General features: G+C 68.1%; 21 protein-coding genes. 9 read left to right on the forward strand and 12 right to left on the reverse strand.

The annotated features are described in order from the left end of the window. Positions 1 to 327: 327 nt before the first annotated feature. From ACFY2X_RS16730 to ACFY2X_RS16760, 7 genes are all read right to left on the reverse strand, one after another. Complete coding sequence (locus ACFY2X_RS16730; protein WP_389938949.1) at positions 328 to 1,989, reverse strand: bifunctional metallophosphatase/5'-nucleotidase; 1,662 nt, start codon at positions 1,987 to 1,989, stop codon at positions 328 to 330. Positions 1,990 to 2,131: 142 nt separating this feature from the next. Further along, positions 2,132 to 3,304: an endonuclease/exonuclease/phosphatase family protein gene (locus tag ACFY2X_RS16735; protein WP_389938951.1), complete on the reverse strand. Its 1,173-nt coding sequence runs from the start codon at positions 3,302 to 3,304 to the stop codon at positions 2,132 to 2,134. 34 nt (positions 3,305 to 3,338) lie between these two features. Then, positions 3,339 to 4,163 carry a carbohydrate ABC transporter permease gene (locus ACFY2X_RS16740; RefSeq protein WP_389938953.1) on the reverse strand — a complete coding sequence of 275 codons (825 nt, stop codon included), beginning with the start codon at positions 4,161 to 4,163 and terminating at the stop codon, positions 3,339 to 3,341. Further along, entirely contained in the window at positions 4,156 to 4,998 is an 843-nt protein-coding gene (locus tag ACFY2X_RS16745) for a carbohydrate ABC transporter permease (protein WP_389938955.1), read from the reverse strand. Before ACFY2X_RS16745 ends, ACFY2X_RS16740 begins: the two co-directional genes overlap by 8 nt. 110 nt (positions 4,999 to 5,108) lie before the next feature. Further along, positions 5,109 to 6,365, reverse strand: a complete 1,257-nt coding sequence (locus ACFY2X_RS16750; protein WP_389938957.1) for an ABC transporter substrate-binding protein — start codon at positions 6,363 to 6,365, stop codon at positions 5,109 to 5,111. A 96-nt stretch (positions 6,366 to 6,461) separates the two neighbouring features. Next, positions 6,462 to 7,145 carry a tyrosine-protein phosphatase gene (locus ACFY2X_RS16755; RefSeq protein ID WP_389938959.1) on the reverse strand — a complete coding sequence of 228 codons (684 nt, stop codon included), beginning with the start codon at positions 7,143 to 7,145 and terminating at the stop codon, positions 6,462 to 6,464. Beyond that, on the reverse strand, positions 7,142 to 8,305 hold the full coding sequence (locus tag ACFY2X_RS16760; protein WP_389938961.1) for an ROK family transcriptional regulator: 1,164 nt from the start codon (positions 8,303 to 8,305) through the stop codon (positions 7,142 to 7,144). The genes ACFY2X_RS16755 and ACFY2X_RS16760 overlap by 4 nt, the downstream gene beginning before the upstream one ends. A gap of 87 nt (positions 8,306 to 8,392) precedes the next feature. Here ACFY2X_RS16760 and ACFY2X_RS16765 point away from each other — a divergent pair, with 87 nt between their 5' ends. Beyond that, on the forward strand, positions 8,393 to 9,637 hold the full coding sequence (locus ACFY2X_RS16765) for a Gfo/Idh/MocA family protein (protein WP_389938963.1): 1,245 nt from the start codon (positions 8,393 to 8,395) through the stop codon (positions 9,635 to 9,637). After that, entirely contained in the window at positions 9,634 to 11,307 is a 1,674-nt protein-coding gene (locus ACFY2X_RS16770; protein ID WP_389938965.1) for a beta-N-acetylhexosaminidase, read from the forward strand. The genes ACFY2X_RS16765 and ACFY2X_RS16770 overlap by 4 nt, the downstream gene beginning before the upstream one ends. A 137-nt stretch (positions 11,308 to 11,444) precedes the next feature. Here ACFY2X_RS16770 and ACFY2X_RS16775 read toward each other — a convergent pair whose 3' ends face one another. Further along, entirely contained in the window at positions 11,445 to 11,570 is a 126-nt protein-coding gene (locus ACFY2X_RS16775) for a hypothetical protein (RefSeq protein WP_389938967.1), read from the reverse strand. A gap of 251 nt (positions 11,571 to 11,821) precedes the next feature. Here ACFY2X_RS16775 and ACFY2X_RS16780 point away from each other — a divergent pair, with 251 nt between their 5' ends. Next, complete coding sequence (locus ACFY2X_RS16780; protein WP_389938969.1) at positions 11,822 to 12,859, forward strand: hypothetical protein; 1,038 nt, start codon at positions 11,822 to 11,824, stop codon at positions 12,857 to 12,859. 410 nt (positions 12,860 to 13,269) lie between these two features. On the opposite strand, the gene ACFY2X_RS16785 is transcribed toward ACFY2X_RS16780, so the two are convergent. Further along, a complete protein-coding gene (locus ACFY2X_RS16785) occupies positions 13,270 to 16,497 on the reverse strand; it encodes an efflux RND transporter permease subunit (RefSeq protein WP_389938971.1) in 3,228 nt (1,075 codons plus the stop codon). A 115-nt stretch (positions 16,498 to 16,612) separates the two neighbouring features. Here ACFY2X_RS16785 and ACFY2X_RS16790 point away from each other — a divergent pair, with 115 nt between their 5' ends. Next, complete coding sequence (locus ACFY2X_RS16790) at positions 16,613 to 17,080, forward strand: MarR family winged helix-turn-helix transcriptional regulator (RefSeq protein ID WP_389938973.1); 468 nt, start codon at positions 16,613 to 16,615, stop codon at positions 17,078 to 17,080. Positions 17,081 to 17,182: 102 nt separating this feature from the next. Here ACFY2X_RS16790 and ACFY2X_RS16795 read toward each other — a convergent pair whose 3' ends face one another. Further along, complete coding sequence (locus ACFY2X_RS16795) at positions 17,183 to 17,761, reverse strand: TetR/AcrR family transcriptional regulator (RefSeq protein ID WP_389938975.1); 579 nt, start codon at positions 17,759 to 17,761, stop codon at positions 17,183 to 17,185. A 172-nt stretch (positions 17,762 to 17,933) separates the two neighbouring features. Between ACFY2X_RS16795 and ACFY2X_RS16800 the strand changes: the two genes are divergently transcribed. The 5 genes from ACFY2X_RS16800 to ACFY2X_RS16820 all read left to right on the forward strand — a co-directional run bounded on the left by ACFY2X_RS16800 (position 17,934) and on the right by ACFY2X_RS16820 (position 24,128). Then, positions 17,934 to 19,919: an agmatine deiminase family protein gene (locus ACFY2X_RS16800; RefSeq protein WP_389938977.1), complete on the forward strand. Its 1,986-nt coding sequence runs from the start codon at positions 17,934 to 17,936 to the stop codon at positions 19,917 to 19,919. Between the two features lie 87 nt (positions 19,920 to 20,006). Further along, a complete protein-coding gene (locus ACFY2X_RS16805; RefSeq protein WP_389938978.1) occupies positions 20,007 to 20,780 on the forward strand; it encodes an SDR family NAD(P)-dependent oxidoreductase in 774 nt (257 codons plus the stop codon). Between the two features lie 51 nt (positions 20,781 to 20,831). Beyond that, positions 20,832 to 22,001 (forward strand): MFS transporter, encoded by a 1,170-nt coding sequence (locus ACFY2X_RS16810; RefSeq protein WP_389938980.1) that lies wholly within the window; start codon positions 20,832 to 20,834, stop codon positions 21,999 to 22,001. Positions 22,002 to 22,328: 327 nt separating this feature from the next. After that, a complete protein-coding gene (locus ACFY2X_RS16815; protein ID WP_389938982.1) occupies positions 22,329 to 23,513 on the forward strand; it encodes an RNA-guided endonuclease InsQ/TnpB family protein in 1,185 nt (394 codons plus the stop codon). Positions 23,514 to 23,561: 48 nt separating this feature from the next. Next, positions 23,562 to 24,128: a DUF4865 family protein gene (locus ACFY2X_RS16820; RefSeq protein ID WP_389939218.1), complete on the forward strand. Its 567-nt coding sequence runs from the start codon at positions 23,562 to 23,564 to the stop codon at positions 24,126 to 24,128. Positions 24,129 to 24,234: 106 nt separating this feature from the next. Here the strand turns inward: ACFY2X_RS16820 and ACFY2X_RS16825 are convergent, their stop codons facing one another. Together ACFY2X_RS16825 and ACFY2X_RS16830 are read right to left on the reverse strand one after the other, a co-directional pair. After that, positions 24,235 to 24,990, reverse strand: coding sequence for an ABC transporter permease (locus tag ACFY2X_RS16825; protein WP_389938984.1), 756 nt, complete (start codon positions 24,988 to 24,990; stop codon positions 24,235 to 24,237). A 71-nt stretch (positions 24,991 to 25,061) separates the two neighbouring features. Beyond that, the gene (locus ACFY2X_RS16830; protein WP_389938986.1) at positions 25,062 to 26,021 is read right to left on the reverse strand and encodes an ATP-binding cassette domain-containing protein; all 960 of its coding nucleotides are present in this window, start codon (positions 26,019 to 26,021) and stop codon (positions 25,062 to 25,064) included. Positions 26,022 to 26,256: the final 235 nt, after the last annotated feature.

A 26,256-nucleotide genomic window follows, 5' to 3' on the forward strand; every position in this document is an offset into this window, starting at 1 on the left:
CGCCGGCAGCGCAGCGAAATTCCTTATCCGTGACCGCGATGCCAAGTTCACCGAGGCCTTCTACAACGAACACTGGCCACACCGCACCCTCCGGCAGGCAGCCCCGCTCCGACCACTTCCCGATCCCAACAGCGGCTCAGCCTCAATCTCGCCGCTCGGCATCCGCCGGCATGATCGACTGGGAGGCGTCCTGAGGGAGTACCGGCACGTAGCTTGACCTGGCCGGATGATTAATCGCACCCGCAGGAGCCCCGACTGCGTGCCGTAACGGGCCGCCATGCGAGCAAGAGTCCCCAGGTCGATGACCTGGGGACTCTTGTGGTGGAGTTACCCAAGCGCCGTGGCGCGGTCCAGCGGGGGCGGCGTCACCGTCGCGCTGCGCACGAGATACTCGCGGAACGCCTCGTAGTCACGGCTGCCGCGTACGGCGTCGGTGAATCCGGTGAACGCGCTGAAGCCGTCGGCCCCGGTCAGGGTGTAGGCGAGACCCGCGACCCGGTAGCTCCGCCCAACGTCCAGGGGCTGGCCGCCGATCAGGACGTCGGCGGGGTTGACCCGGTCACCGACCGGCCGGGATGCGTCGTAGGAGTAGCGGACGTTCCCGGAGACGGCCAGCGGGCCGAAGCGTACCGTGCCGTCGGGCTGGGTCTGCCACTGCTGCTCCAGCGCTTGGTCCAGCTGGGCGCCGGTGACCGACACGGTGAGCACGGGATTGGCATACCCGAAGGCCGCGCGGGCTTCGCCGTACAGCACGGTGCCATCGCTGTCGGCCGGATCGGTGCCCTTGGCGTGGAGCAGGTCGCCGCGCAGGGAGGCCGAGCCCTTCAGGGGCGCGACGGCGACGACCGCCAAATCGGCGACGCCGCCGCGGGTCCGCTGGGAGTCCGCGAGCTGCGCGTCGGCGATGACGTTGCCCAGCGTGCTCTCACCGTCGGCATCACGGACCCGGGTGAGGTCACCGGCGATCGTGCCGACCGGCCGGGCGAAGGTCTGTGCGCCCTTCGCCACCCAGTGGTCGACGAGCCTGACCGTCTCCGGGTCGGCTGGGACGTCGCGGGTGACCGGGTGGTTCACCGAGGTGGTGGCCGAACGGATGACGTCGCGGGTGCGCGGGTCGATCCGCAGGTTGATCTCGTTGATCAGCCGACCGTGGTTGGCCGCCTCCACCACCGGGCGGAGGTTGCCGTCGGGGTCCGGCACGGTGCAGTTGAACAGAGCGTGCCAGTGCCCGGAGACGATCGCGTCGATCTCCGGTGAGACCTGCCTGGCGAAGTCGAAGATGGGCCCCTTCGGATCGGTGCACCGGTCATAGATGTCTCCGGCTGTTCCGCCCTCGTGCACGTTGGCCACGATCGCCTCCACACCGCGGCGCTTGAGTTCGGCGACGTATTTGTTCGCGGTCTCCACCAGAGGCAGGTTGTCCAGTCCCGGCTGGTAGGAGGTCGTGCCGGTGACCGTGGTGGGGGTGGTCAGGTTGATGAAGCCCACGGGGATCTGCCTGCCGCCCGCTTTGACGTGCTTGATGACGTACGGCGGCAGCAGCGGCTTGGTCGAGCCCTTCCTGGTGATATTGGCGGAGGAGATGGTGTAGTCGGCGCCGTGGAAACGACGGCCGGTGGAGTCGGTGAAGCAGCTGTCGACGTCGATCTGGCCGAAGCACTGCCCCTTGACCATATGGTTCCGTAGGAAATCTAAGGAGATGTCGAATTCGTGGTTGCCGGCCGTGGTGAAGTCCACATCGATGGCGTTGAGGAACTCGATGGTGGGCTCGTCGGCGTGGAAGGAGACCTCATTCGGCCAGCCACTGAAGTCGTCGCCTGTGGTGAAGGTGATGGAGTTCTCGTGACCGGCGCGCAGGTTCTTCAGATGCGTGGCGATGTACGGACCTCCCCCCACCACGATGCTGTTTCCCTGAGCGTCCTTGACCGTGGCAGGCTGCGGCCGGATGTAGCCGTGGAAGTCGGTGAGGGACAGCAGCTGGACGTTCACCGGGCCATTGTCCGGTTGAGCCTGAGCCGTACCCGGCTGGGCCGCGGTGAGTGCCGCGGCGGCCAGGGTTGTTGCTAATGCGATTCTGCGAAGGGAAGGGGGGAGCATGGGTTCTCCTGATGTGTGAGGGATACGCGTCTGGCTAAGGGAGCGGCCGCCAGGTCAGCTGGGCGTCATAACGCCGGTGATCGGAAAGCAGGCCGGAGGAGCTGTCGCCTGGGGAGCGATACATGCTCGTCGCCTGGGCGGTGGGGGAATTCCAGAACTCGGTCTGGTACACGACGTGGTCGAGTTTCACGGGGGTGCTGTCGGGTGAGCAGGAGACGTTGACCGGCGGCAGGGCGTTCGTGGGGACGCCGGGCACGCGGCAGAAGGTCCACGGGTTGGTGGCCACCCCCGCCTCCCGGTAGTGGAACTTCAGGGGAGCCGTTCCGGGCAACTGGAAATCGGAGAATCCGAAGTAGCGGCGACCGGGGGTGACCTGTGCGGCACGCTGCTGGACCTGCGCGTAGGAGGTGAAGGCCACTTCGTTCAGTCTCTGGTTCAGATCTCCTGCGACCAGGAGGGGGGCGTGGTGTCCGTTGGCATCCGGGATCATCATGTTCTCTTCGAGCCGGGCGCGGATCACGCTCGCCTGGCAGTGCCGGATGTCCTCCCCTGGCCAGGTCGCGGTCTTCGGCAGGCAGAACGAGGTCCAGCCGTCCACCATCTTGGCCGGGTCCACGACTCCGCCGACGGGATCCAGGTGCGTGACGCAGACCTGGGAGTACTGGTGGCGCGGCGGTGACTGTTCGACCGGCAACCAGGTCTTCACGCAGAGCATCTTGTACTCGGCGCCGTCGCTGCGGATGAATCTCGGCAGGTCCCACACCTTCCGGTCCCTCGCGCCCAGCCGCGTCAGAATGGCCGAGCCGACTGCCAGGTGGCAGGTGCCGGCGGCGTAGCAGGGCTCACTCGTCCCGTTGAGGCCCAGGCAGCGGGTGTACTTCAGGCTGTCGGCCTCGGCGTGGAAGTCCCATCCGCTGATCCGCCAGCCGTTGCCGTCTTCGGGCTTCAGCATGTCCCGCAGGGCGTCGTACTGGTCGCGGCAGATCTCGTTGAGTGTGATCACATCGGGCTGGACCTGCCGCGCGGTGGCGGCGATCGCGTTGACGACGGGATTCTTGGTTCCCTTCCACCACTCTCCACCGGCCAGGTTGAACTGCATGATCTTCGGTTTGACCGGTACGGCGGCCTGGGCCGGGGCGGGCAGTACGACCAGCGCCGATAAGAGGTAAATAGCGATAAATACGGTAAATTGGGGGATTCTGGACATCACGCATCGCCTTGGGGGTTAGGGGGACTGATGATCAGGACTTGGAGCCGGTGTTGGCGATGCCCTCGATGATCTGCTTCTGCAGGATCGCGAAGATGACGATCACCGGCGCGGTGGCTATCAGCGAACCTGCCATGAGGGTGGGGTGTTCGATGTTGTGCTGGCCGCTGAGCGTCGCCAGGCCTGCGGAGAGGGTCATCATCTCGGGATCGGTATTGACGATGAGCGGCCACATGAGGTCGTTCCACGACCACAGCAGGGTGAGCACGGCGAGCGCGATCAGCCCTGGTTTGCTCAGCGGCAGCAGGATGCGCCAGTACCTTTGGAGCGGCCCGCACCCGTCCAGCTCGGCCGCCTCGTCCAGCTCCCGGGGCAGGCCGGCGAAGAACTGGCGGAGCAGAAATGTGCCGAAGGCGCTGAACATGCCCGGCACGATCAGAGCCTGGATCGTGTTGAGCCAGCCCAGCTTCTGCATGATGAGGAACTGGGGAATGACGAAAAGCTGCGACGGCACCATCAGCACGACGAGGAACAGCCCGAAGAAGAACCGGCGTCCGGGAAACTCCAGGCGGGCGAAGGCGAAAGCCGCCAGCGAGCAGAAGACAAGCTGAGCGATGGTGCGCCCGCCCGCCATCAGCACGGTGTTGACGAACTGACGGCCGAGCGGCACCGCTTCGAAGACCTTGGCGTAGCCGGACCAGTCCCACGGCGACGGCAGCACCGTCGGCGGGATACGGACCGAGTCCTGGAAGGACTTGACCGAGGTCAGGGCCTGCCAGACGAAGGGACCGACGACGATGAGGACACCCATGACGAGAACGGTGTAGGAGGCGGCCAGCGCCCACCGGCGGCTATTCATAGTGAACCCACCTGCGCTGGATCCGGAACTGCACCGCTGTCAGCAGCGCGATGACGACGAAGAGGAGGAAGGCGATGGCCGCGCCGTACCCCGGATCGTTCTTCACGAAGGACGTGGAGTAGAAGAGGTGGACGATCGTCTGGGTGGCCGGCAACGCCGGGCTGCCCGGCGGCATCATCAGATAGACCAGGTCGAACATCTGCAACGTGCCGATCACCGAAATGACGGAGACGAAGAAGATGGTCGGGCTGAGCATGGGCACGGTGATGGAGAAGAACTGGCGGACCGGACCGGCTCCGTCGATGGCGGAGGCCTCGTAGAGATGTTTCGGCACGTTCTGCAGCCCGGCCATCAGGATCACGAGGTTGTAGCCGAACGCCATCCACACACCGATCACGGCTAGTGCGTAGACAGCGGTGCGGGGATCGGACACCCACGAAGGGCCGTCGACACCGACCAGGCCCAGTAACTGGTTCAGCACGCCGAAGTCGCCGTTGTACAGGTACTGCCAGAGCATCGCGATCGCGCTCGGCATGGTGACCACGGGCAGGAAGTACATCGTGCGAAAGATCCCGCGGCCACGCAGCCGGCGCTGGTTCAGCAACGCCGCGAACATGATGGCGACGGGGACGCCCAGGAGCACCAGAGCGGTGTAGGCAAGGCTGTTGCGCAGGGCGGTCCAGACCTCCCCATCGGCCAGGAGACGCTCGTAGTTGGCCAGGCCCGTCCATTCGCTGCCACCGAACGGTCCCCATTTGGTGAACCCGAAGTAGAACGTCTGCGCGATCGGCCACAGGTAGAAGACCACGAGCCCCAGACCCAAGGGAGCGATCATGACCAGGCCCCAGAGAGCTTCGCTGCGGCGGCGTCCGGTGAGCGCACGCCGTCCCGCCGGAATCTTCGAGCCGGAAACGGAACCCTCCAGGCTCGGAGGGGCGACGGTTGTCACTTTTCCTGGGCGAGCGAGGCGTTCATCTTCGCCGCGAGGGCCTTGGCTGCCTCCTCGACGGGGACCTCGCCGGTCCAGGCCTTGGACAGGTACGGCAGCTCCTCATCCATCCACCCGGCGGTGTTCTTGGAACTGGGGTAGGGGAAGGAGACCGAGAGCTGGTCGATGAAGACCTTCAGGTTGAACTGCGGAGCCGAGTCGATCCACGCCTGCTGGGTTCCCGCGTAGGCGGGAATGACAGAACCGGAGCGGCCGATGATCTCGGCGGCCTCCTTGGAGGCGAGAAAGCGGACGAACTTCCATGCGGCGTCCACATGCTTCGACTTGGCGAACACCACGTTGGTGGCGCCGTGAGTGACGACCGCCCTGTTCTTGCCGGCGGGCAGAGGGGCCACGTCGATCGTGTCCTTGGTGGCGGCGTTCTTGTTGAATCGGCCCGCGTACCAACTGCCCGAGTAGTACATCGCCACCTTGCCCGACTCGAACATCTCGACCGGCTTGCTGTCGGTCATCTGCTGCTGGGTGGGAGACAGCCCGTCCTTGATGAGGTCGGTCCAGAACTTCAGTCCCTCGATGGTGGCGGGCTGGTCGTAACCGGATTTGGTGCCGTCCGGGGACAGGACGTAGCCGCCGGCCTGGGCGATGGTGTTGTAGAAGGTGGGCTGATTGCTGAGCTCCGCCGCGATCCCGTGGACGCTCTTGTCCGCCGCCGTCAGCTTCTTCGCCGCGGCACGCAGGTCGTCCCAGGTCCACGACTCGTCCGGGTATTTCAGACCGGCGGCGTCGAACAGCTTCTTGTTGTACCAGAGGCCGATCGTGTCGAAGTCCTTAGGGAGCCCGTAGGACTTGCCCTCGTAGGTGTAGAGGTCCACCAGGGACTTCGGGAAGACCGACAGGTCCACCTTCTCGGCCGCGATCCTGTCCGCCAGTGGGAGCAGCATGCCGTTGGAGGCGTACAGCTTGAAGTTGGGGCCGTTCATCCAGAAGACGTCGGGCGCCGCGCCGCCGGTCGCCGCGGCCTTGAGCTTGGCCCAGTATTCGTCCCAGCCCGTGACCTGAATCTTGATTTTGATATTGGGGTTGCTCTTGCTGAACGCGGCCGCCGCCTGCTCCAGCGCCGGCTGCTGCTCGATGTCCCAGATGCCATAGGAGATCTCGACGGGGCCGTCGCCGGTGGCGTCTCCACCACAACCGCTGAGCATGGTGGCGGCGACCACTGCGCCGGTGATCAGGCACGACAGACGTCGGGCCATGGGAACCTCCTGGGGGTGGTACGCACGTGTCCGCCACAAGGCGGCAATGCCATCGACTTTCAATGGTCTACCACGTAAGTATGGAGATAGCGGTCTTCACGTCAATAGCTCCGCACAAAGTCGTCCTCTGAGTGCCCGCACGTCGGCTTCCCGCATCCCGTGATCGAGAAGGTACGGCAGCGCGCCGCCGTACCGGCCGTCCAGGTGATCCAGCGTGGCCAGCATCGTCTCCGGCCGGGTCTGCTCGAAGTGCGAGCGGGCCATGTCGTCCGTGTCCTCCTCGAGCCCGAGATGGGCTGCCGTGAGCGCGTAGTCCTCGGCGACGAGCACGCGGGACACCCCGGCGACCCTCAGGGCGAGAGCCGTGACGAGGCCGGTGCGATCGCGTCCGGAGTGACAGTGGAGGACCACCCCACCCGGCGGAGCCTGGGCGATCGCCACCACGGCCGAGGTGACGTGCGCGGCGAAGTCGTCAAGGATCACTCGGTAGATCTCGGCGAGGTCGGCGCCCATACCCGCGAGAAGGACGTCTTGCGAGCCGAGCACCGACACGTTGCGGTAGACGAGGGAGTCGGCGAACGGGCTGGGCAGCCGCTCACACTCGGCGGGAAGACGCAGGTCGATCACCCGGCTGACGCCGTAGGCCAGCAATGCCCGCCGGCCTTCCGCCGTCAGCCGTTCATGACCCTCCGACCGGATCAATGCGCGCTGCCGGATACCGGGCAGGTCTCCGAGGTCGCGGGCGTTGCGGCAGCCTGGCCATGGCAGCGGCCGCCTCACCTGACCCCTCCAGAAGTGTTGAGAGCGAGCAGGGGATCCTCGGCGGAGAGCAGGAGCCGGTTCACGTGGTCGATGGCCAGACAGGCGGCTCCGAGCACCACGCTGTCCTCGCCGAGGCTCGACAGCCGTATCTCGGGCATGCGCAGGCACAACGGTTCCAAGGCCTGCCGCAATGGCTGGAGCAGCACGTCACCCGAGCGGGAGAAGCCACCGCCCAGCACGACCAGTTCGGGGTCGAGGGAGAGGATCAGGGCCGCCGCCCCGACCGCGAGATCGGCCACGTATCGTCCGACGGCGTCGAGGGCCGCGGGGTCGCCCACGCGAGCCGCCTCGAACACCAGGCCCGCGATCTGGTCCGGCGGATGACCCGTGAACCCGGGACACTGTTCGAGGTGTTTCGCCATGTGAAGCCAGCGCACCGCCTCCAGCAACCCGACCTCGCCCGACGCGCCGCTGAAGCCCATGTGGAGCCTGCCGTCGACGATCAGCGCGGCACCGGGTCTACGCCCCGCGTGCAGGTAGACGAGGTCGCGTACCTCGCGTGCCTCGCCGAGCCGCTGCTCGGCGAGGGCGGCGAGCTTGCTGTCGTTGGCGACCAGCACCGTCCGCCCGAACGTCTTGCGCAGATGCCCGGCGAGGTCCACCCCTGCCCAGTCGGGAATCGAGTAGACCGTGGTCACCTGGCCCTCCCGATCCACCACACCGACGGTGCCCGCCGTGACCGCCCAGATGTCGGCCACCGGCACGTTCGACATGGCCAGACACGCCGCTATCGCCCGGTCGACGGCGGCCAGCCGTTCCTGCCTGGGGGTCTCCGCCCCGACGGCGGTCCGGCCGCTGGCGATCACCTCGCCGTTCAGGTCCGTGATCGCCGCGAGCACCTTGTGAACGCCGATGTCCAGGCCGAGCACGTATCCGGCCTCTGACCGGAATCGGTATCTACGCGCCGGACGGCCCATGACACCGGGAGCCGGCGGCACCTCGGTCACCCATCCCCGGCCCATCAGATCCGCTATCACCTCGTTGATCGAGGCCCGTGACAGGCCGGTGCGCCGTGCGAGCTCCGCGAGCGTGAGCGGCGGCGAACCGCGTAGTGCGTGCAGGCTGGCGAGCGCGTTCAGCTGGCGCAGCCTCTGGAGGTCGCCCCCGGCGTTTTCCATTTCCTCACCCCTTGACTCTTTCATCGTGTCACCACTAATGATGTACTCCATTATTAGTTACCTTTACATGCCGGAGATGCGACTTCAATGACTGTGAGTCTTGCTGTGGTCGGCGCGGGGATGCGGGGACTCATCTACGCCAGAGAAGCGGTGAGGAGTGGACGTGGACGCATCGTGGCCGTCGCCGAACCTGACCTGGAACGCAGGGAAAGATTCGCCGCCGAATTCGGCCTCTCCCCAGAAGAAGTCTTCCACGACTGGGCCGAGTTGGCCGGAGTCGGCAGGCTCGCCGACGCCGTCGTCATCGCGACCCAGGACCACCTGCACGCCGACCCGGCAGTGGCTTTCGCGGAGTTGGGCTACCACATCCTGTTGGAGAAGCCGATGGCGCCGGTGGAGGCTGACGCCCGGCGGATCGTCGCAGCGGTCCAGCGCCGTTCTGTCGTCTTCGCCGTAGGACATGTCCTGCGTTACACGCCCTACACCCTGGCATTGAAGGCCGTGATCGAGCAGCGCAGGCTCGGCGACCTGGCGAGTGTCGAACATCTCGAGCCGGTCGGCTGGTGGCACCACGCGCATTCGTTCGTGCGCGGAGACTGGCGAAGGGCCGACACCTCGGCACCTATGCTGCTGACCAAGTCCTGTCACGACATGGACTGGCTGCTGCACGTGATCGGACTGCGGCCGGTGCGCGTGGCCTCCTTCGGCGGCCTGTTCCACTTCCGGCCGGACAACCGCCCGGAGGGCGCGGGCGAGCGGTGCACCGGGTGCGCCGTCGAGGCCGACTGCCCCTACTCGGCGACCCGCTTCTACCTGGGCTGCCTGGGTGATCCGAACACCGAGTTCTGGCCGCTCAGCGCGGTCACCGCCGAACCGACGGCCGAGGCCGTTCTCCATGCGCTGGAGACCGGCCCCTATGGCCGGTGCGTCTACGACTGCGACAACGATGTGGTGGATCAGCAGGTGGTGATGCTGGAGTTCGAGGGCGGAGTCACCGCGTCGTTCACCATGACGGCGTTCACACCACTGGAACATCGCAAAACCCGCCTGTTCGGCACACACGGCTATCTCGAAGGCGACGGCATGACGCTGCGGATCGTGGACTTCCGTACAGGCGAGGAGGAATGGATTGACACGCGGAGCGGAGCGGGGGCGTCGGCGGCGGACGGCCACGGAGGAGGAGACGCGGGCCTGACGGCGGCCTTCCTCGACGCCGTGGCCGCGGGAGACCAGACGTTGCTCGGGTGCGACCCACAGGAGGCACTCGCGGGCCATCTGCTCGTCTGGGCCGCTGAGCACGCTCGCGAGACGGGGACGGTACAGGCACTGTGAGCTCTTTTGAAAGCCCAGAAGAAAGCCCGACCGACACCGTGATCCCCCGGCCGATCCTGATCACCGCGGCCGAAGGTTGTTTCGTCCTCACAGAGGACACCGTCATCGCCTCCGACCCGGCGTTCGAGCACACGGTCCGCTGGTTGCGGGGCGCGCTCGGTCCGGCGACGCGGCTCCCTCTGCTGCCCGGCTCGCCCGGTCCCGGAACGATCCAGCTCGTCCGTGCGGCGGATCTGGCCGAAGAGGCCTACCGTCTCCAGGTCACCTCCGGCGCCGTCCGGATCGAGGCGGGTGGTCCCGCGGGCGCCTTCTACGGTGCTCAAACCCTGCGCCAGTTGCTTCCCGCCGACGCCTTCCGCGCCGGGCCGCTCGGGCACGGCCCGTGGTCCATTCCGGCCGTGACCATCGCGGACGCGCCCCGCTTTGCCTGGCGCGGGGTGCTGATCGACGTCGCGAGGAGATTTCTCCCCAAGAATGATCTGCTGCGTTACATCGACCTGCTGGCGATGCACAAGCTGAACGTGTTGCACCTGCATCTCACCGACGACCAGGGCTGGCGTCTGGAGATCAAACGCTTCCCCCGGCTCGCTGAGGTCGGCGCGTGGCGCCGCGAGTCGAGCGTGGGCGCAGCGGTCCACGAGAAGTACGACGGGCGGCCGCACGGCGGTTACTACACCCAGGACGACATCAGGGAGATCGTCGCCTACGCCGCCGACCGGTTCATCACGGTGGTGCCCGAGATCGACCTGCCCGGCCACACCCAGGCCGCCATCGCCGCCTATCCCGAACTCGGCAACCTCGACGAATCCCTACCCGTCGGCACCACCTGGGGTGTGAACGACAATGTTCTCAACGTCGAGGATCGCACCATCGCCTTCTTCAAGGCGGTCCTCGACGAGGTGCTGGAGCTCTTCCCCGGCGACTACGTCTGCATAGGCGGCGACGAGGTTCCGAAGAAACAGTGGCGCGACAGCCCACGGGCGAAGGAGCGGATACGCGAGCTCGGGCTGCGAGACGAGGACGAGCTGCAGAGCTGGTTCATCCGCCAGTTCACCGAGTACCTCATCGCCTGCGGGCGCAGGCCATATGGCTGGGACGAGATCCTGGAAGGCGGCCTGCCACGCGGGACGACCGTGGCGTCGTGGCGGGGGACCTTCGGAGCCGTCACCGCCGCCAGGCTTGGGCACGATGTGGTGACCTGCCCGTTCACCGAGCTCTACCTCGACTTCCGGCAGTCCGGCGATCCGGCGGAGCCGGTGCCCATAGGCAGCATCATCAGTCTTGAAAACGTCTACGGGTTCGAGCCCGTGCCGTCCGAACTCACCGAGGAGGAGTCGCGGCACATCCTCGGTGCGCAGGCGAACATCTGGACCGAGCACATCGACTCAGCGCGGCATCTCGACTACATGGCCTTCCCGCGGTTGGCGGCCTTCGCCGAGGTCGTGTGGGGGCAGCGGCAACGCGCCTTCGCCGACTTCCGCAGACGCCTGCGATCCCACGAGCGCCGGCTCGAGGCGCTCGGCGTGGAGTTCAGACCCGAGAGCGGGCCCCACCCGTGGCAGTCCCGACCCGACGCACCCGGCCTGCCTCGCGACTTCGCGGAGGTCAACGCTCAGGTCGAGGAGTGGACCACGAACATCGTCGCCCAGTACGGCCGGCCAAGGACCTGACCCACCCGAAGATCACCCCAGAACACCCCTGGTCCTGAAACAGGCTGGCGGCAGGCGTCGTGGTCGCGTGCGAGGGTGCCGTGAAGCCCGATCGCCGTACGGCGGTGCGGCGCACCGCCGTACGGCGATCGGGCGGTTCATCCGGCGGCCGGGGTCAGCTCGTCGGCGTCGTAGACCTTCACCTCGGCCTCGTGCCGGCCGCCCCTGGGCTTGCGGCGCAGACGCTCCTTGGTCCGCTCCAGCATCACGTAAAGGGTCGGCACGCGGAACGGCGGAATTCATACAACGAAGACCGGTTCCGCCTTCCACGGGGAGAGTCATCGGCCGCTCCTTCAGAGGAAACGATCTCCACGGCATTCGGGCACGACGAGGGTGACCGCGACGCCCGAGGCGCGCTCGGCCTGGAATCCCTCTGGCCTGCCAACGGCAGCCGAGCCATACAGACCAAAGCCTGCCCACGCCGTACGCCTTCGCCTATCTTGCAGGAATGCGATCTAGATCGATAGCCGTCGTCATGACGGGCCTGCTGCTCTTCGGAGGATCGTCGCAATCAGCCCACGTATCGACTCCCCACAGGGCCGACGTGGCCAACGCGCCCCCCGATGGCCGCTGGCATCTCACCGGCGATACCGGAGGCGAGGGCGAGGACCAGCAGATCGTGGCGACAGGCAAGAATCAGGCCTGGGTGATCGCCGATGAAATGGCCGCATATTGGTGGATGATGCGTTGGGATGGTGCCGCATGGACCCGCGGCCCCGGCCCCCACGGTCTGCGGGATTGGGACCCCGCCGTCCTGAAGGCCGCGACTTCCAATGGGAAGGCGTGGCTGTTCGGCCATGACTATCACAGCGAAACGGTGCAGTTCCTGCGTTTCACCGGTCGCCGCTGGCAGAAGGCCTCTCGCCTGACGTCTCCGCCGGCCGATGGGCTGTACGACGCCGCCATCGTGGACGAGAACGACATCTGGTTCTCCGAAGGGGACAAGCGCTTGCTGTGGCACTGGAACGGCAGGCGGTGGCGCTCGGTCAAAGCCCCGACAGAACGCGTACGGCTGGCCGCAGCCGGCCCTGAAGACCTGTGGGCACTGTCTTCCACCACCGGACAGCCCGTGATGATGCGGTGGCATCACGGTCGTTGGTCCAGGGCCGCGCTGCCCCACATCGACCTTCCGGCGGCGACCGATTCGTGCCCGGAGCCGCACCCGATCCTGATGACCGACCTCGCGGCACTCGCACGCGATGACGTGTGGGCGATCGGCACGGTCCGACATTCCGCCGGAGCCGGCGACGCATGGTGCCGGCCGCTGGCCGATGTCGTGCTGCATTGGGACGGGACGACCTGGAAGCGCGTGAATCTCGGGCTGAAGGGCGCCCATCTGGAGCACCTGAGCGCGGACACGGCCAGTGGCGTGTGGGCCAGCGCCCGACCCGGAAGCGGACCCGGCTACCTGATCAATCTGCGAGATGGCGGGAAGATCACGATGACGGTGCCCCACCACCACGTCGAACATGAGCTCGAACGGGCCGCTTCAAAGCACGCCCGGCTGAGCTGATCACCAGTCCGATTCCCGCCGAGCCGGGAGCCGCTCCCACTGGAAGCGCCTCCCGGTTGTGCCCAGCTCTTCTATCCAGCCCCCCGGCCACTTGCCACTCGCCGCCGAAGTGTGGACGTACCTGGCCTACCCACATGACCGCATTCCTGCCCCTGTGTCGGGCGCGCTCCCCGACGACGTCCACCGCGACTATCCGCCGCCCTGGTTGCCGTTCACCTTCCGGCCGGACTCTGGCATCTTCCTCGACACCTTGGCGCGGTTGCCCCAGGTCCGTCAGCCCTGGCTCCGTGCGATCTACGACCAAGTGAAAAACCACCCATACGCGCCGCCTTTCTAGTGCGGCCCGATCGCACACGAAATGGCTGCGCCCGGTAACCCAGACAGGCCACCGGGCGCGACTGAACGGTCGATTAAACCGACGCTTCCTCGTAGACCTTCACCTCGGCCTCGTGCCGGCCGCCCCTGGGCTTGCGGCGCAGACGCTCCTTGGTCCGCTCCAGCATCACGTAAAGGGTCGGCACCAGCACCAGCGTCAGCAGTGTCGACGACAGCAACCCGCCGATCACCACGATCGCCAGCGGCCGGGAGATGAACCCGCCCGATCCGGTCAGTCCCAGGGCCATCGGGATCAGCGCGAAGATGGTCGCCACCGCGGTCATCAGGATCGGCCGCAGGCGGCGGCGGCCGCCCTCGATCACCGCCTCCACGATGCCCAGCCCCTGCTCGCGATACTGGTTGATCAGGTCGATCAGCACGATCGCGTTGGTCACCACGATGCCGATGAGCATCAGCATGCCGATCAGCGCCGGCACGCCCATCGGGGTGCCGGTGGCCAGCAGCAGCCCGATCGCGCCGGTCGCCGCGAACGGCACCGACACCAGCAGGATCAGCGGCTGCACGAAGCTGCGGAACGTCGCCACCATGATCATGAAGACGATCGCGATGGCGGCCAGCATCGCCAGCCCCAGCTGGCCGAACGCCTCAGCCTGGTCGGCGCTGACGCCGCCGATGGTGTAGCTCGCCCCGGCCGGCAGCGACAGGGTCTTCAGTTTGTCCGTCAGCTTCGCCGTGGCGCTGCCCAGGTCGCTGCCAGTTGCCGTACCCGATACCGTCGCGCTGCGTTCCCCGTCGATGCGGGTCACCTGCGTCGGCCCGTCGATCTTGGCCACCTTCGCCACGTCCGACAGCTTGACCACGCCCGTCGCGGTCGGCAGTTTCAGGTCGCGGATCGCCTTCAGGTCCTCCGGCGCGTCGCCCGTGCGCAGGATCACGTCACCGGCCTGTCCGTCCAGGGTGATCTGGCCCAGCGGCGCGCCGCGGAAGCTCTGGGCGACCAGCTGCCCGATCTGTGTCTCGGTCAGCCCCTTGGCGGCCGCCTTCTCCCGGTCCACCTGGACCTCGACGCGCTGAGCGCTGGCCTCCAGGTTGGAGGAGACGTCCCGCAGCCCGCCGAGACCGGCCATGGCACCGCGCACCGTCTCGGTCGCGGTCCGCAGCGCCTCGATGTCCGGCGCCTGCACGATTACCTGCAGCTGGTTGGTGGACCCGCCTCCCGGGCCGCCCTGGGAGCCGCCGACGGTGATCTCACCGACGTCCTTCAGGGCCTTGAGCCGCTCGCGCAGCGTGTTCTCCAGCGCCGGGGTGTCGGCGTCCTCGGCGACCGTCACCGAGTAGGAGGCGCGGTCTCCGCCGCCGCCCATCGCGCCCATGAACCCGCCGCCGGAGCCCACGTTGACCTGGTAGTCCTGCACGTCCTCCAGTGAGGACAGCACCTGCTCGACCTTCTTGGCCGCCGCGTCCGTCGTGGCCAGGTCGGTGCCGGGGGGCATCTTCTGGCTCAGGGCGATGGTGTTCTGACCGGAGGAGTCGAGGAAGTTGGTCTCCAGCCGCCCGACCAGGCCCATCGTCCCCACGAAGATCAGGATGCCGACCAGCACGGTGACCAGCCGCCGCCTGGTCGCGAAGCGCAGCACCGGTATGTAGGCGCGCTGCAGCGGGCTGCGCAGCTCCTTGGCCTCGGCCTTCTCGCGCGCCGCCCGCGCCTCCTCGGCGCTCAGCGCCGGCGTCTTCAGGAACCAGTAGGCCAGCACGGGGATCACCGTCAGCGACACCAGCAGCGAGGCCAGCAGCGCCACCGTCACGGTGATCGCGAAGGGCGCGAACAGCTGTCCCACCATGCCGCCGACCACCGCGATCGGCAGGAACACCGCGACCGTGGTCAGCGTCGAGGCGGTCACCGCGCCGCTCACCTCACGCACGCCCGAAAGCACGGCCTGGCGCTTGGCCTCGCCGTACTCCAGGTGCCGTTTGATGTTCTCCAGGACCACGATCGAGTCGTCCACCACACGCCCGACCGCGATCGTCAGCGCGCCCAGGGTGAGCATGTTGAGCGAGTAGTCCCCCAGCCACAGGGCGATCAACGCGATGATCACCGACAGCGGGATGGACATCGCGGTCACCAGCGTGGAGCGCAGCGACAGCAGGAAGACCAGGATGACCAGCACCGCGAAGACCAGGCCGAGCAGGCCCTCGGTGGTCAGGTCCTCGATCGAGCGCTCCACGTACGGCGCCTGGTCGAAGACCACCGTCACCTTGGAGGCGTCGCCGATCGCCCGGACGATCTCGGGTACCTTCTCGTTCACCGTGTGCGAGATCGCCACCGCGTTGCCGTCGGGCTTCATGGTCACCGACACGCCCAGGCTCGGCTCACCGTTGGTCCTCGTCAACGAGGTGCTCTCGGCCAGCGACCGCTCCACGTCGGCGACGTCGCCGAGCCTGACCGGCTTGGGGGCGGCCGGGGGACGCTGCGCCTGCTGTGCCTGCGCGGCCGGCACCGTACGGCCCGGCACCTGACGCGCCTGCTGCGGCGGCCGCTGCTGGGCCTGGGCCTGCGGCGCGGCGGGAGTCAGGTAGAGGTTCTTCAGATCCTTGATCGAGGTGATCCGGCTGCCGATCTGAACCGTCAGCGACTTGTTGTCCTCCACCAGGCTGCCCGCCGGAATCGACTGGCCGTTGGCACGCAACGCGTCGGCCACCGCGGTCGGCGCCAGCCCGAGGAAGGCGAGTTTCTTGACGTCCGGAGTGATCACCACGGTCTCGTCGCGCGTACCGGTCACCGTGACGTCGCGGACGCCGTCGACGCCCTTCAGCTCCGGCACCATGATCCGCTCAAGCTTGTCGGCCATGGCCCGCTCGTCACCGCCGGCCCCCACCGCCAGCACCATCACCGGGATGTCGTCGGTTCCTCCGGCCAGGACCTGCGGATCCACGTCGTCGGGCAGCTGGGAGTCGATCCGCGACACCGCCTGCTGCATCTCGGCGACCGCCGCGTCGATGTCGGTGCCGTACTCGAACGACACCTGCACCTGCGACAACCCCTCCTTGGAGGTGGAGGTTATCTCGGTGACGCCGTCGATGCCCTGAAAACTGTCCTCGATCGGCTTGGTGACCTGCTCTTCGACGATCTCGGGTGAGGCACCGAGGTAGGGGGCGACCACGAACGCGCCCGGGAAGGAAAGCGAGGGAAGCAGCTGTTGCTTCAGCGACGGGATCGCGAAGGCGCCGAATGCGCTCAACACGACCGCGATCATTATGACGAGGCTGCGGTTGGCAAGGCTCAACCTGGCCAAGGCGGTCATGGGGGCGGACTCCTAGGGGGATGTCACAGCTAATTTCGCCCCAGACTAACACTTCGCCTCACGCGAATATTTAGCGACGCCTTACTATCCTGATAACCTTCTCAGGAAGCGAGAGGTGAGCGTGAACGACGAACGGGAAGAGCTGATCCGCCGGATCGGCGAAATACAGCGGGACCTCGGACGGCTCTTCGCCCAGAAGCGTCCCTCCTCTCCCCTCTTCGACTCCAACCTCACGATGCGGCAGCTCAAGGTCATCATGACCTTGTCCTGCCAGGACTCCGCCTCCGGCCAGGACCTCGCCCACCACCTCGGGGTCGGCCTCGGCACCGTCACCGGCATCGTCGACCGCCTTGTCGGCCATGGCCTCGTCACCCGCCGGGAAGACCCCAGCGACCGGCGCGTCCGCCGTGTCGAGCTCACCCCCGCCGGCCGCGCCCTCGTCGAGCAGATCGCCGACGCCGGCCTCGCCGACTTCCGATACGTTCTCGAACGCCTCGACACCCCCACCCTTCACGACCTGTCCAACGTCATGAACAAGGTTCAGGCCGTCGCCGCCACCTTCTCCACCGAGAAGGCCCTCTAAGGCGTGTCTGATGATTCGACGTGGACGATCGGGCCGAGGTCAGGGTCCGCGGGCCCTGACGACCCGGCTCGTGAAACGCGCCTCACCCTTCTCCGGTGACCGTCATCGCCTGCCCAGCTCCGCGATCACGGCGCCTTCCACCAGTTCGCGGGCACGCTCCAGGGTCATCGAGCCGCTGAGCCAGCGTTCGCTCACCCCCTCGACAAGAGCGGTGAGACGCTCGGCCACGTCAACGGGATCGGCCTCGGCGGCGGCCAGCCCCGCCGCCTGCGCCTGCCGGATCATGCCGGCGAGATCGTCGACCCAGCCGCGCGTGGACACGCTGAGCGGCTCGCGCAGTTCGGGATTGAACACCGCGCTGGCCCGCAACTCGCCCCACGCCGCACTGTTCTCCCGGACCTCCGGGGTGTCCTGCAGCTCCAGGAGCAGCAGCAGCTCAAGCTGGGCGCGGGGATCCTCGCCGATCTCCATCGCTTCGTTGGTGTACCGGCCGGCCCGCTCGTTGACGAACTCCAGGGTCCGGCGCATCAGACCGGCGCGGTCGCCGAAGTGGTAGTAGATCAGCGCGACCGACACCCCGGCCTCGGCGGCCAGCTTCTCCACTCGTAGCCCGCGCACGCCGCTGTGGGCGATGACACGGACGGCCGCTTCCAAAATCAGCCGCTGGCGATCGGACGACATTGCACCTCACGTCGCAGGAGTCGGAGACGTCTTGACTAAATCTTCAGTCGGTATGCACTATAGCAACCCGCATTTGCTGACTGAAATTTCAGACAGGAGAGACCATGCGCATGCCGGCCGAATGGGCCGCACATGACGGCTGCCTCATGGCCTGGCCGACCCGGAAGGAGCTGTGGCGAGACATGCTCACCGCTTCAACTCCTGGGGCGGCAAGCACCATCCGTGGGACCAGGACGACCGGATCAGCGCGCTGCTGCTGGAGCGTCTCGGCGTCGACCGCGTCGAATCACACATGATCCTGGAGAGCGGCGCGATCACGGTCGACGGCGAGGGGACGTTGATCACCACCGAGCAGTGCCTGCTGAACCGGAACAGGAACTCTGGCCTTTCGCGCGCCGGCATCGAGGCCGAGCTGAAGGCCAGGCTGGGCGTCACCAAGGTGATCTGGCTGCCGTACGGCGGCTTGGAGGACCGGGAGACCGACGGCCATGTGGACGGCGTCGCCGCATTCACCGCTCCCGGGAAGGTGCTGATCCAGCTGCCCGACGACCCCGGGCATCCCGACTACGCGCGGATGCGGGCCAACAAAAGCGTGCTGGAGGCCTCCACCGACGCCGCAGGCCGGCCGTTCGAGCTGATCGAGCTACCGCAGAGCGCGTTCGTCGAGGTCGCGGGAGACCTGGTCGAGGTCGGCTACCTGAACTTCTACGTGGCCAACGGCGCCGTGGTCGTCCCCGTCGCCGGCGTCGAGGCCGACGAGAAGGCGCTGGCCGTCATCGGCGCGGCCTTCCCCGGCCGCACGGTGGTCGGGGTGAAGACGCCCGTCATCGCCTACGGCGGTGGCGGAGTGCACTGCATCACCCAGCAGATTCCGGCCGCCGGGGAGGCGCTGCGGGCAGCGCCGACCACGTCCAGCCGACCTCGTTCGGACCGCCGCCCGGTTCACCGGCCGCACCGGTGCCGAGACCACCCCGGCAGCCGGACTAAGCTCATCCTAACGAAAATTTCAGTCAGGAAATCTTTGTACATGTCACGACGTCAGACGCTACAGACGGCGATCTTGGCCACCGTCGGTGGCGCGCTCAGCGCCTGCGGCACACCGGTGACGCGGGCCGGGACGACGACCGCGGCGGCGCAGAAAGACCCCGCGGCGAAGGCGGCCGAATGGCGGATGCCCGACGAGACGCATCCGCACGACCTGACCTTCATGTCGTGGCCGACCGAGCTGATCTGGGAGTCCGACACCGCCGGCGTCCGCCGCGACATCGCCGGCATCGCCCGCGCGATCGCCGACTTCGAGCCGGTGGTGCTGCTCGCCAACCCCAAGGACGTCAAGTCCGCGCAGCGTGCCTGCGGCTCGGGGGTGGAAGTCGTGCCGATCCCGGTCGACGACCTGTGGATGCGCGACATCGGACCCACCTTCGTGCTCGGCCAGAAGGGCATCGCCGGCGTCGACTTCAACTTCAACGGCTGGGGGGACAAGCAGGAGCACTCCCGCGACAAGGACGTCGCCCGCGAGATCCTGACCATGGAACGCGTCTCCAGGATCCAGGCGCCGATCGTCGCCGAAGGCGGCTCGATCGAGGTCGACGGCGCAGGCACGCTGATGGCCACCGAGAGCTCGCTGATCAACGACAACCGCAACCCCGGCAAGACCCGCAAGGACATCGAGCGAGCGCTGAAGGAAACCGTCGGCGCGACCACCGTCATCTGGGTCAAAGGCGTCAAGGGCAAGGACATCACCGACTACCACATCGACGCACTGGCCCGCTTCTCCGAGCCCGGCGTCGTGGTGATCAGCACCCCGCCCGAGGACGCGCCCCGGGACGTCTGGACCGCCGCCTACGACCAGGCGCGCAAGGTCCTGAGCACCGCCGTCGACGCCCGTGGCAAGCGGCTGGAGCTCGTCGAGCTTCCCGAACCGGGCGACATCGGCCGCCGCGGCGAGGGCTTCCTGGCCAGTTACGTGAACTATTACGTGGTCAACGGAGGGGTCGTCCTGCCCCGTTTCGGCGACAGGAAGGCCGACAAGGACGCCGCCGTCATCGTCCGGGACCTGTACCCCAAACGGGAGATCGTGCAGGTGCCCGTCGACACCCTCGGCGAGGGCGGAGGCGGCATCCACTGCTCGACTCAGCAAATGCCCAAGCGGAGCTGAACGCTCGCCCGGTCCCGGTTGCGCCGCCTCCAGGCAAGGACACATCAAGGAGACCCACCCAAAGGTGGGATGATAGGTTCCTTCGGTATGTCTGGATATCTCGACGATCTCTTCGGCCTCACCGGCCGCGTGGCCCTCGTCACCGGCGGCAGCTCCGGCATCGGGTACGGCATCGCCGAAGCCCTGGGCCGCGCCGGCGCCGCGGTCGTCATCGTCGCCCGCCGCCACGACGAACTCGCCCAGGCCGTCCAGCGGCTGCGTTCCCACGGCGTACGCGCCGCCTCCATCAGCGCCGATCTCGGCGACCGCGCCGGCGTCGACCGCGTCTGCGGGCAGGCGGCCACCTTCTACGGCGACGTCGACATCCTCGTCAACGACGCCGCCAACAACATCCGCCGCCCCATGGACGAGCTCACCGTCGACGACTACGAGCAGACCATGGCGGTCAACATCACCGCCCCCTATCTCCTGGGCCAGCACTTCGGCCCCCACATGGCCCAGCGCGGCTGGGGCCGCATCATCAACATCGGCTCCCAGCAGTCCATCAGCGCCTTCGGCGACAGCGGCGCCTACGGCGTCTCCAAAGCGGCCATCACCGGCCTGACCCGCTCCCAGGCCGAAGCGTGGTCCCGCCACGGCGTCTGCGTCAACACCCTCATCCCCGGTTTCGTCCTCACGCCCCTCACCGAACCCGCCCAGGCCGTCCCCGGCCGCGTCGAGGCCCTCGCCGCCCGATCCATGACCGGCCGCAACGGCGTCCCCGCCGACTTCGCCGGCATCGCCGTCCTCCTCGCGAGCGAAGCCGGCGTCTACGTCACCGGTCAGGCCATCTGCGTCGACGGTGGTTTCTCCGTCCACTGACCGCGCGCGTGATTGAATATCGCCCCTGAGCCGAAAAACTCGGGGGCGCTCATGAGCGAGGCCGCGACCCGGCAGACCGTCGGCGCCCGCCGCGCCGTTTCCTTCTTCTTCGTCCTGCTCGGCACCGTCTCCGGTGTCTGGGCCGCCCGCATTCCCGCCGTCAAGCACAGCCTCGGCCTCAGCGACGGAGAGCTCAGCTACGGCCTGCTCGCCGTCGCCGCCGGGCTCGTCGTCGGCATGCGCTTCGCCGGACGCCTCACCGACCGTCTCGGCAGCGCCCGCGTCGTCACGCCCGCGGGCATCGCCACCTGCCTCGCCGTCATCCTTCCCGGCTACGCCCCCACCCTCCCCCTCCTCGTCGCCGCCCTCTTCCTGTACGGCCTCGTCAACGCCTCCCTCGACGTGTCCATGAACGCCCACGGCGTCGAGGTCGAACGCGCCTACGGCCGCCCCGTCATGTCCTCCTTCCACGGCATGTTCAGCATCGGCGGCCTCATCGGCGCGGGCATCGGCGGGCTGTTCGCCTGGCTCGGCCTGGGCGCCGGGATCACCCTCGCCGCCACCGGCATCACCCTCGCGCTCATCTCCCTGCCCGCCGGACGGCATCTGCTGCCCCGCACTCCGCCCGTCGCCCACGCCGTCACTCCGCCCGCCCGTGCCCCCTGGTCCGGCTGGATCATCCTGATGGGCGTCGTCGCCTTCGCCGGACTCGTCGGAGAGGGTGCGGCCGTCGACTGGACCGCCGTCTACCTCGTCGAAGACCTCGGCGCACCCCAGGGCGTCGCCGCTCTCGGCTTCGCGGTCTTCTCCACCGCCATGACCGTCGGCCGTTTCGCCGGAGACCACCTCGCCCTGCGGCTCGGCCCTGTCCGCCTGGTCCGCTACTCCGGCCTCGTCGCCGCCCTCGGCCTGGGATCCGCGCTCCTCGCCGGCCGGGTCCCCGTCGCCATCGCCGGATTCGCCCTGTTCGGCCTTGGCCTGGCCACCATCGTTCCCCAGGTCTTCTCCGCGGCCGGAAACCACGACCCTGCCCGCGCCGGACAGGCCATCGCCCACGTCGCCACCATCGGCTACGCCGGGCTCGTCGCCGGACCCGCCGTCATCGGCGGCACCGCCGAGATCACCGGCCTGCCCGCCGCGCTGGCCATCCCCGCCTTCCTCGCCGCCTTCATGGCCGCCTCAGCCGGCGCCCTGCGCCCCCGCGCCCGGGCAGCCCCTTGAGCGAAACGGGGAAAGAGGATGGCCGAGACGGTGTTGGCCACCAAAGCCTCGGCAGGGGACCGTCGCCTTCAGGCGACGGGGGAATACCGTCCCCGCCCGGATGCCTTTCCGGTCCTTTCCCCGGACCTGGGGCGGGCGGCGCCGTTACATTGAGCGGGTGGCTCCTCGGGTGCGTCCCTTTCCCGGCGCAGCGTCTGACCTCGGGCACTGCGGCGCGTGCCGCCCCGGGTGCCGCCGCCCCGCCCTGGGGGGACCGCGTCACGGTGTGCCGTGAGAAGGTGCTCCGGGCCAACCGTGAGGAACCGATCGGCGCCCCGGTGAGCGGCCGTGCGTAGATCCTATAAATTCCTGCTGCGTCCCACCCGCCACCAGCAGATCGCGCTCGCCGCCTGCCTGGAGGACCACCGGGTCCTGTACAACGCGGCGCTGGAACACCGGCGCACCGCCTACCGCAGGGCCGGGGTGACCGTCCGGTACGGCGATCAGTCCGGCGAGCTCAAGCACATCCGTGCCGATGACCCCGACGGGCAGGGCCGGTGGTCGTTCTCCTCCCAGCAGGCCACCCTGCGACGGCTCGATAAGGCGTTCGCCGCCTTCTTCACCCGGGTCCTCTCCGGTCGCACGCCGGGGTTTCCACGGTTCAAGGGGCGCGGCCGGTTCGACACCGTCGTCTGGCCCAGGGACGGCGACGGCTGCCGGTGGGACTCCCAGCCCAACCACCCGGCCGCCACGTTCGTGCGGCTGCAGGGCATCGGGCACGTCCGGGTGCATCAGCACCGCCGGGTCAAGGGCCGGGTGAAGACGATCGGCGTCACACGGGAGGGCAGGCGCTGGTTCGTGGTGTTGTCGTGCGACGGCGTGCCCGCCGAGGTGCTGCCCGCCGCGGGCGCGGTGGCCGGGATCGACCTGGGCATCGCGTCCCTGGTGACGACCAGCGACGGCGAACCCCTGGCCAACCGGCGCCCCCTGGCCGCCTCCGCCGGCCGCCTGGCCGCCGCCCAGCAGGCTCTGGCCCGCAAAAAACGCGGGTCCAACCGGCGGCGTAAGGCCGTGGCCCGCCTCGCCGCGCTGCACGCCAAGGTGCGCCGCCAGCGGCTCGACTCGGCGCACAAGGCCGCGCTCGCGCTGGTCGGCGGCTATGACGTGATCGTGCACGAGGACCTGCGGATCGCGAACATGACCCGTAGCGCGTCCGGCACGATCCAGGCGCCCGGCAGGAACGTCGCGGCCAAGTCCGGTTTGAACCGGTCGATTCTGGATGCGGGTTGGGGGGTGTTTCTGCGGGTCCTCGCGTACAAGGCTGAAAGCGCCGGTCGTGAGCTGATCGCGGTGAACCCCGCCAACACCTCCCGCACGTGTGCCCAATGCGGGCACTGCGCTGCGGAGAACCGTGTCACCCAGGCGGTGTTCCGCTGTACGGCGTGTGGTTTTTCCGCGCATGCCGATGTGAACGCGGCGATCAACATTCTCCGGGCAGGGCTTGCCCTTCGTAACGCTGCGAAAGCGGCTTAGCGAGAAGCCGCTCCCTTCTCAGGGAGCGGAGGAGTCACGCAGTACGAGATCGCATTGCCCGCCGACTACGACATGAAGATCATCCGGCATCGCGTGGCGACGAGGGGAACGGCTCTCGACGCGTTTCCCGGGCTCGGCTTCAAGGCGTTCCTCATCCGCGAACGAGGCGTCGGCGGCTCGCCGGTCAACCAGTACGCCCCGTTCTACCTGTGGGCCGACACCGGCGGGATGAACCGCTTCCTGTGGGGCGGGGCGGGGTTCGGCGGCATCGTCGAGGATTTCGGCCGCCCCGAAGTCCGGCACTGGACGGGCGTCGCCCTGGAGCGGGGGCCGGCGCACGCGGCCGTCCCCCGCTCGGCCACCCGCCGCACCGAGCCGATCGCGGCCGGGGCCGACCCCGCCCCCGCCGTCGAGCGAGCACTCGCCGGACTCCGGGAGCGGGCCCGTGCCGAGGGTGTGCACACCATCGCGCTGGCGGTCGACCCTCGGAGCTGGGAACTGGTCCGCTTCACGCTCTGGGAGGACGGCGTTCCGGACACGGGTGAAACGGCCTACGAGGTGCTTCATCTGTCCGCCCCGCACCTCGGCGACCTTGAGGCGGCCCCGCGCTGGTAGTCCGGGCCGGCGCCGGTGGTCCGGGCCCGCCGGGCCGTACGGAACCGCGCGGAACCACACGGGACGCCCGTCCCCTCGGCCGGACCGGTCGCGCGTCAGATACCGGTCAGACGCCCCTCCGCATCGCCCGGGTGCCCAGGGCCAGGCCCACCGCGGCGACGGCACAGGCCGAGAGCGTGCCGTACAGCACCGACAGGTCGGCGAACCGGCCGTCGAACAGCGCCCGTTCCGCCTCGACGACGTAGGAGACCGGGTTCAGCGCGGCGGCGGCCTGAAGCCACGCCGGGCCGAACCCGGTGGGCAACAGCACACCCGACAGCAACAGCAGCGGGAACATCACCATCTGGGTGACCCCCCAGAACAGCTCGCCACCCGGCCGGGACGCGATCGCCAGGACAAAGGAGAGGGCTCCCAGCCCGATCCCGAACACGACCAGCAGCGCCAGCCCAGCCAGCACGCCCGCGGGACGGAGCCGGAACCCCAGCGGCACCGCGAGGCCGATGATCAGCACGGCCTGCGCCAGCAGGATCACGAACTCCTTGAGAGTCCGGCCGATCAGCATCGCCGTGCGATTCAGCGGGGTGACCAGCATCCGTTCCATCGAGCCGCCGATCAGCTCGGTCAGCAGGGAATATCCGGCCATCATCGGCCCGGAGAGACACATCATGATCAGAATTCCGGGCACGAACCACTGCCATGGCGTCCCCTCGCTTCCGAAGCCCCCCGTTCCCGCGAGCATCGGGCCGAACAGGAACAGGAACAGCAGGGGCTGCACCATGGCGAACAGGAGAACCAGAGGCTCGCGAAGCACGGGAGCGAGCTCGCGGAAGAACACGGTTCCGGTGTCACGGACGAACCGCATGCGCACGTCTTACCTTTCTTGTGAATGAGTGCCGAACGGGTGAGCGGCCGGCCGGAATCGGGGCCGCGGTGTCATGCGTCGTCGCTCTCGCGCAGGCTGCGGCCGGTGAGCGTGAGGAACACGTCGTCCAGCGTGGGCCTGGCGGTCTCGGCGGTGGCGACCTTCACGCCGGCCGCCTCCAGCGACCGCAGGTACTCCGGCAGCGCCGCGCCCGCGCGGGGCACCCGTAGCCGTACGGCCGTCCCGTCGACGGTGACCTCGCCCGGCGCGATGGTCCGCCCGGCGATCTCGGCCGCCTTCGCCGCCCCCGGCTCGTCGTTCGTGGTGATCGCGATGCGGTCACCGGCCAGGTCGCCTTTCAGCCGCTCGGCCGTCCCGTCGGCGATGATCCGGCCGTGGTCGATGATCACCACCCGCTCGGCCATGTTGTCGGCCTCCTCCAGGTAGTGGGTGGTCAGGAAGACCGTCGTGCCGCGCTCTTCGCGCAGCCGCAGGATGTGCTCCCAGATGTTGGCGCGGCTCTGCGGGTCGAGGCCGGTCGACGGCTCGTCCAGGAACAGCAGGGCGGGGCGGTGGACGAGCCCCAGGGCGATGTCGAGGCGGCGGCGCTGGCCACCCGACAGGGTGCCGGGCTTCCGGTCGGCCAGCGGTTCCAGATCCAGCAGTTCGAGAACCTCACCGGCCCGCCGGCGTGCCTGAGCCCGGGTGAGGCCGTAGCAGCACCCCTGGGTCACCAGTTCGTCGCGGACGCGGAAGTTCTCCCCCGCGCTGTTCTTCTGCCCGACGTAGCCGATGCGGGCGCGCACCCCGGCGGGGTTCGACACGACATCGCAGCCCGCCACCGTCGCGGTTCCCGACGTCGGGGGAAGCAGAGAAGTCAGCATGCGCAGGCTGGTGGACTTCCCTGCCCCGTTCGGGCCGAGGAAGGCCACCAGCTGACCGGCCTCGACATCGATGTCGAGGCCGCGCACGGCGTCGACGCTTTCTCGTCTGACCTTGAATCGTCGGGTCAGCCCTCGGGCATGGATCATCGTCCCCTCCTCGGGGTGGGCGGCTGCAGGCATGACAAAGAAACCCCTGGCCAGGGACTTGTTTGGAGATGATTCATCCTTGACCACGGAATACGGACTTGGCAAACGTGAAACGTACGTTCATGTTTGCCTTTGACCTGCGAAAACGCGTTTTCCTTGGTTCAGGTGAAAGTGCGCTGCAGCCCCGGCGCCGAGGCCGGGCATCCTCTCCGACATGGGCTTTCCCAGAGGCGGC

Origin of the sequence: Streptosporangium sp. NPDC000396, from assembly GCF_042898655.1 — a bacterium.
Classification (GTDB): domain Bacteria; phylum Actinomycetota; class Actinomycetes; order Streptosporangiales; family Streptosporangiaceae; genus Streptosporangium.

Coding starts and splice junctions, on each gene's coding strand:
- ACFY2X_RS16735 (WP_389938951.1), bottom strand. CDS start 3,304: ATGTCCAGAATCCCCCAATTTACCGTATTTATCGCTATTTACCTCTTA.
- ACFY2X_RS16740 (WP_389938953.1), bottom strand. CDS start 4,163: ATGAATAGCCGCCGGTGGGCGCTGGCCGCCTCCTACACCGTTCTCGTC.
- ACFY2X_RS16745 (WP_389938955.1), bottom strand. CDS start 4,998: ATGATCGCTCCCTTGGGTCTGGGGCTCGTGGTCTTCTACCTGTGGCCG.
- ACFY2X_RS16750 (WP_389938957.1), bottom strand. CDS start 6,365: ATGGCCCGACGTCTGTCGTGCCTGATCACCGGCGCAGTGGTCGCCGCC.
- ACFY2X_RS16760 (WP_389938961.1), bottom strand. CDS start 8,305: ATGGAAAACGCCGGGGGCGACCTCCAGAGGCTGCGCCAGCTGAACGCG.
- ACFY2X_RS16765 (WP_389938963.1), top strand. CDS start 8,393: ATGACTGTGAGTCTTGCTGTGGTCGGCGCGGGGATGCGGGGACTCATC.
- ACFY2X_RS16780 (WP_389938969.1), top strand. CDS start 11,822: ATGACGGGCCTGCTGCTCTTCGGAGGATCGTCGCAATCAGCCCACGTA.
- ACFY2X_RS16785 (WP_389938971.1), bottom strand. CDS start 16,497: ATGACCGCCTTGGCCAGGTTGAGCCTTGCCAACCGCAGCCTCGTCATA.
- ACFY2X_RS16795 (WP_389938975.1), bottom strand. CDS start 17,761: ATGTCGTCCGATCGCCAGCGGCTGATTTTGGAAGCGGCCGTCCGTGTC.
- ACFY2X_RS16805 (WP_389938978.1), top strand. CDS start 20,007: ATGTCTGGATATCTCGACGATCTCTTCGGCCTCACCGGCCGCGTGGCC.
- ACFY2X_RS16810 (WP_389938980.1), top strand. CDS start 20,832: ATGAGCGAGGCCGCGACCCGGCAGACCGTCGGCGCCCGCCGCGCCGTT.
- ACFY2X_RS16825 (WP_389938984.1), bottom strand. CDS start 24,990: ATGCGGTTCGTCCGTGACACCGGAACCGTGTTCTTCCGCGAGCTCGCT.
- ACFY2X_RS16830 (WP_389938986.1), bottom strand. CDS start 26,021: ATGATCCATGCCCGAGGGCTGACCCGACGATTCAAGGTCAGACGAGAA.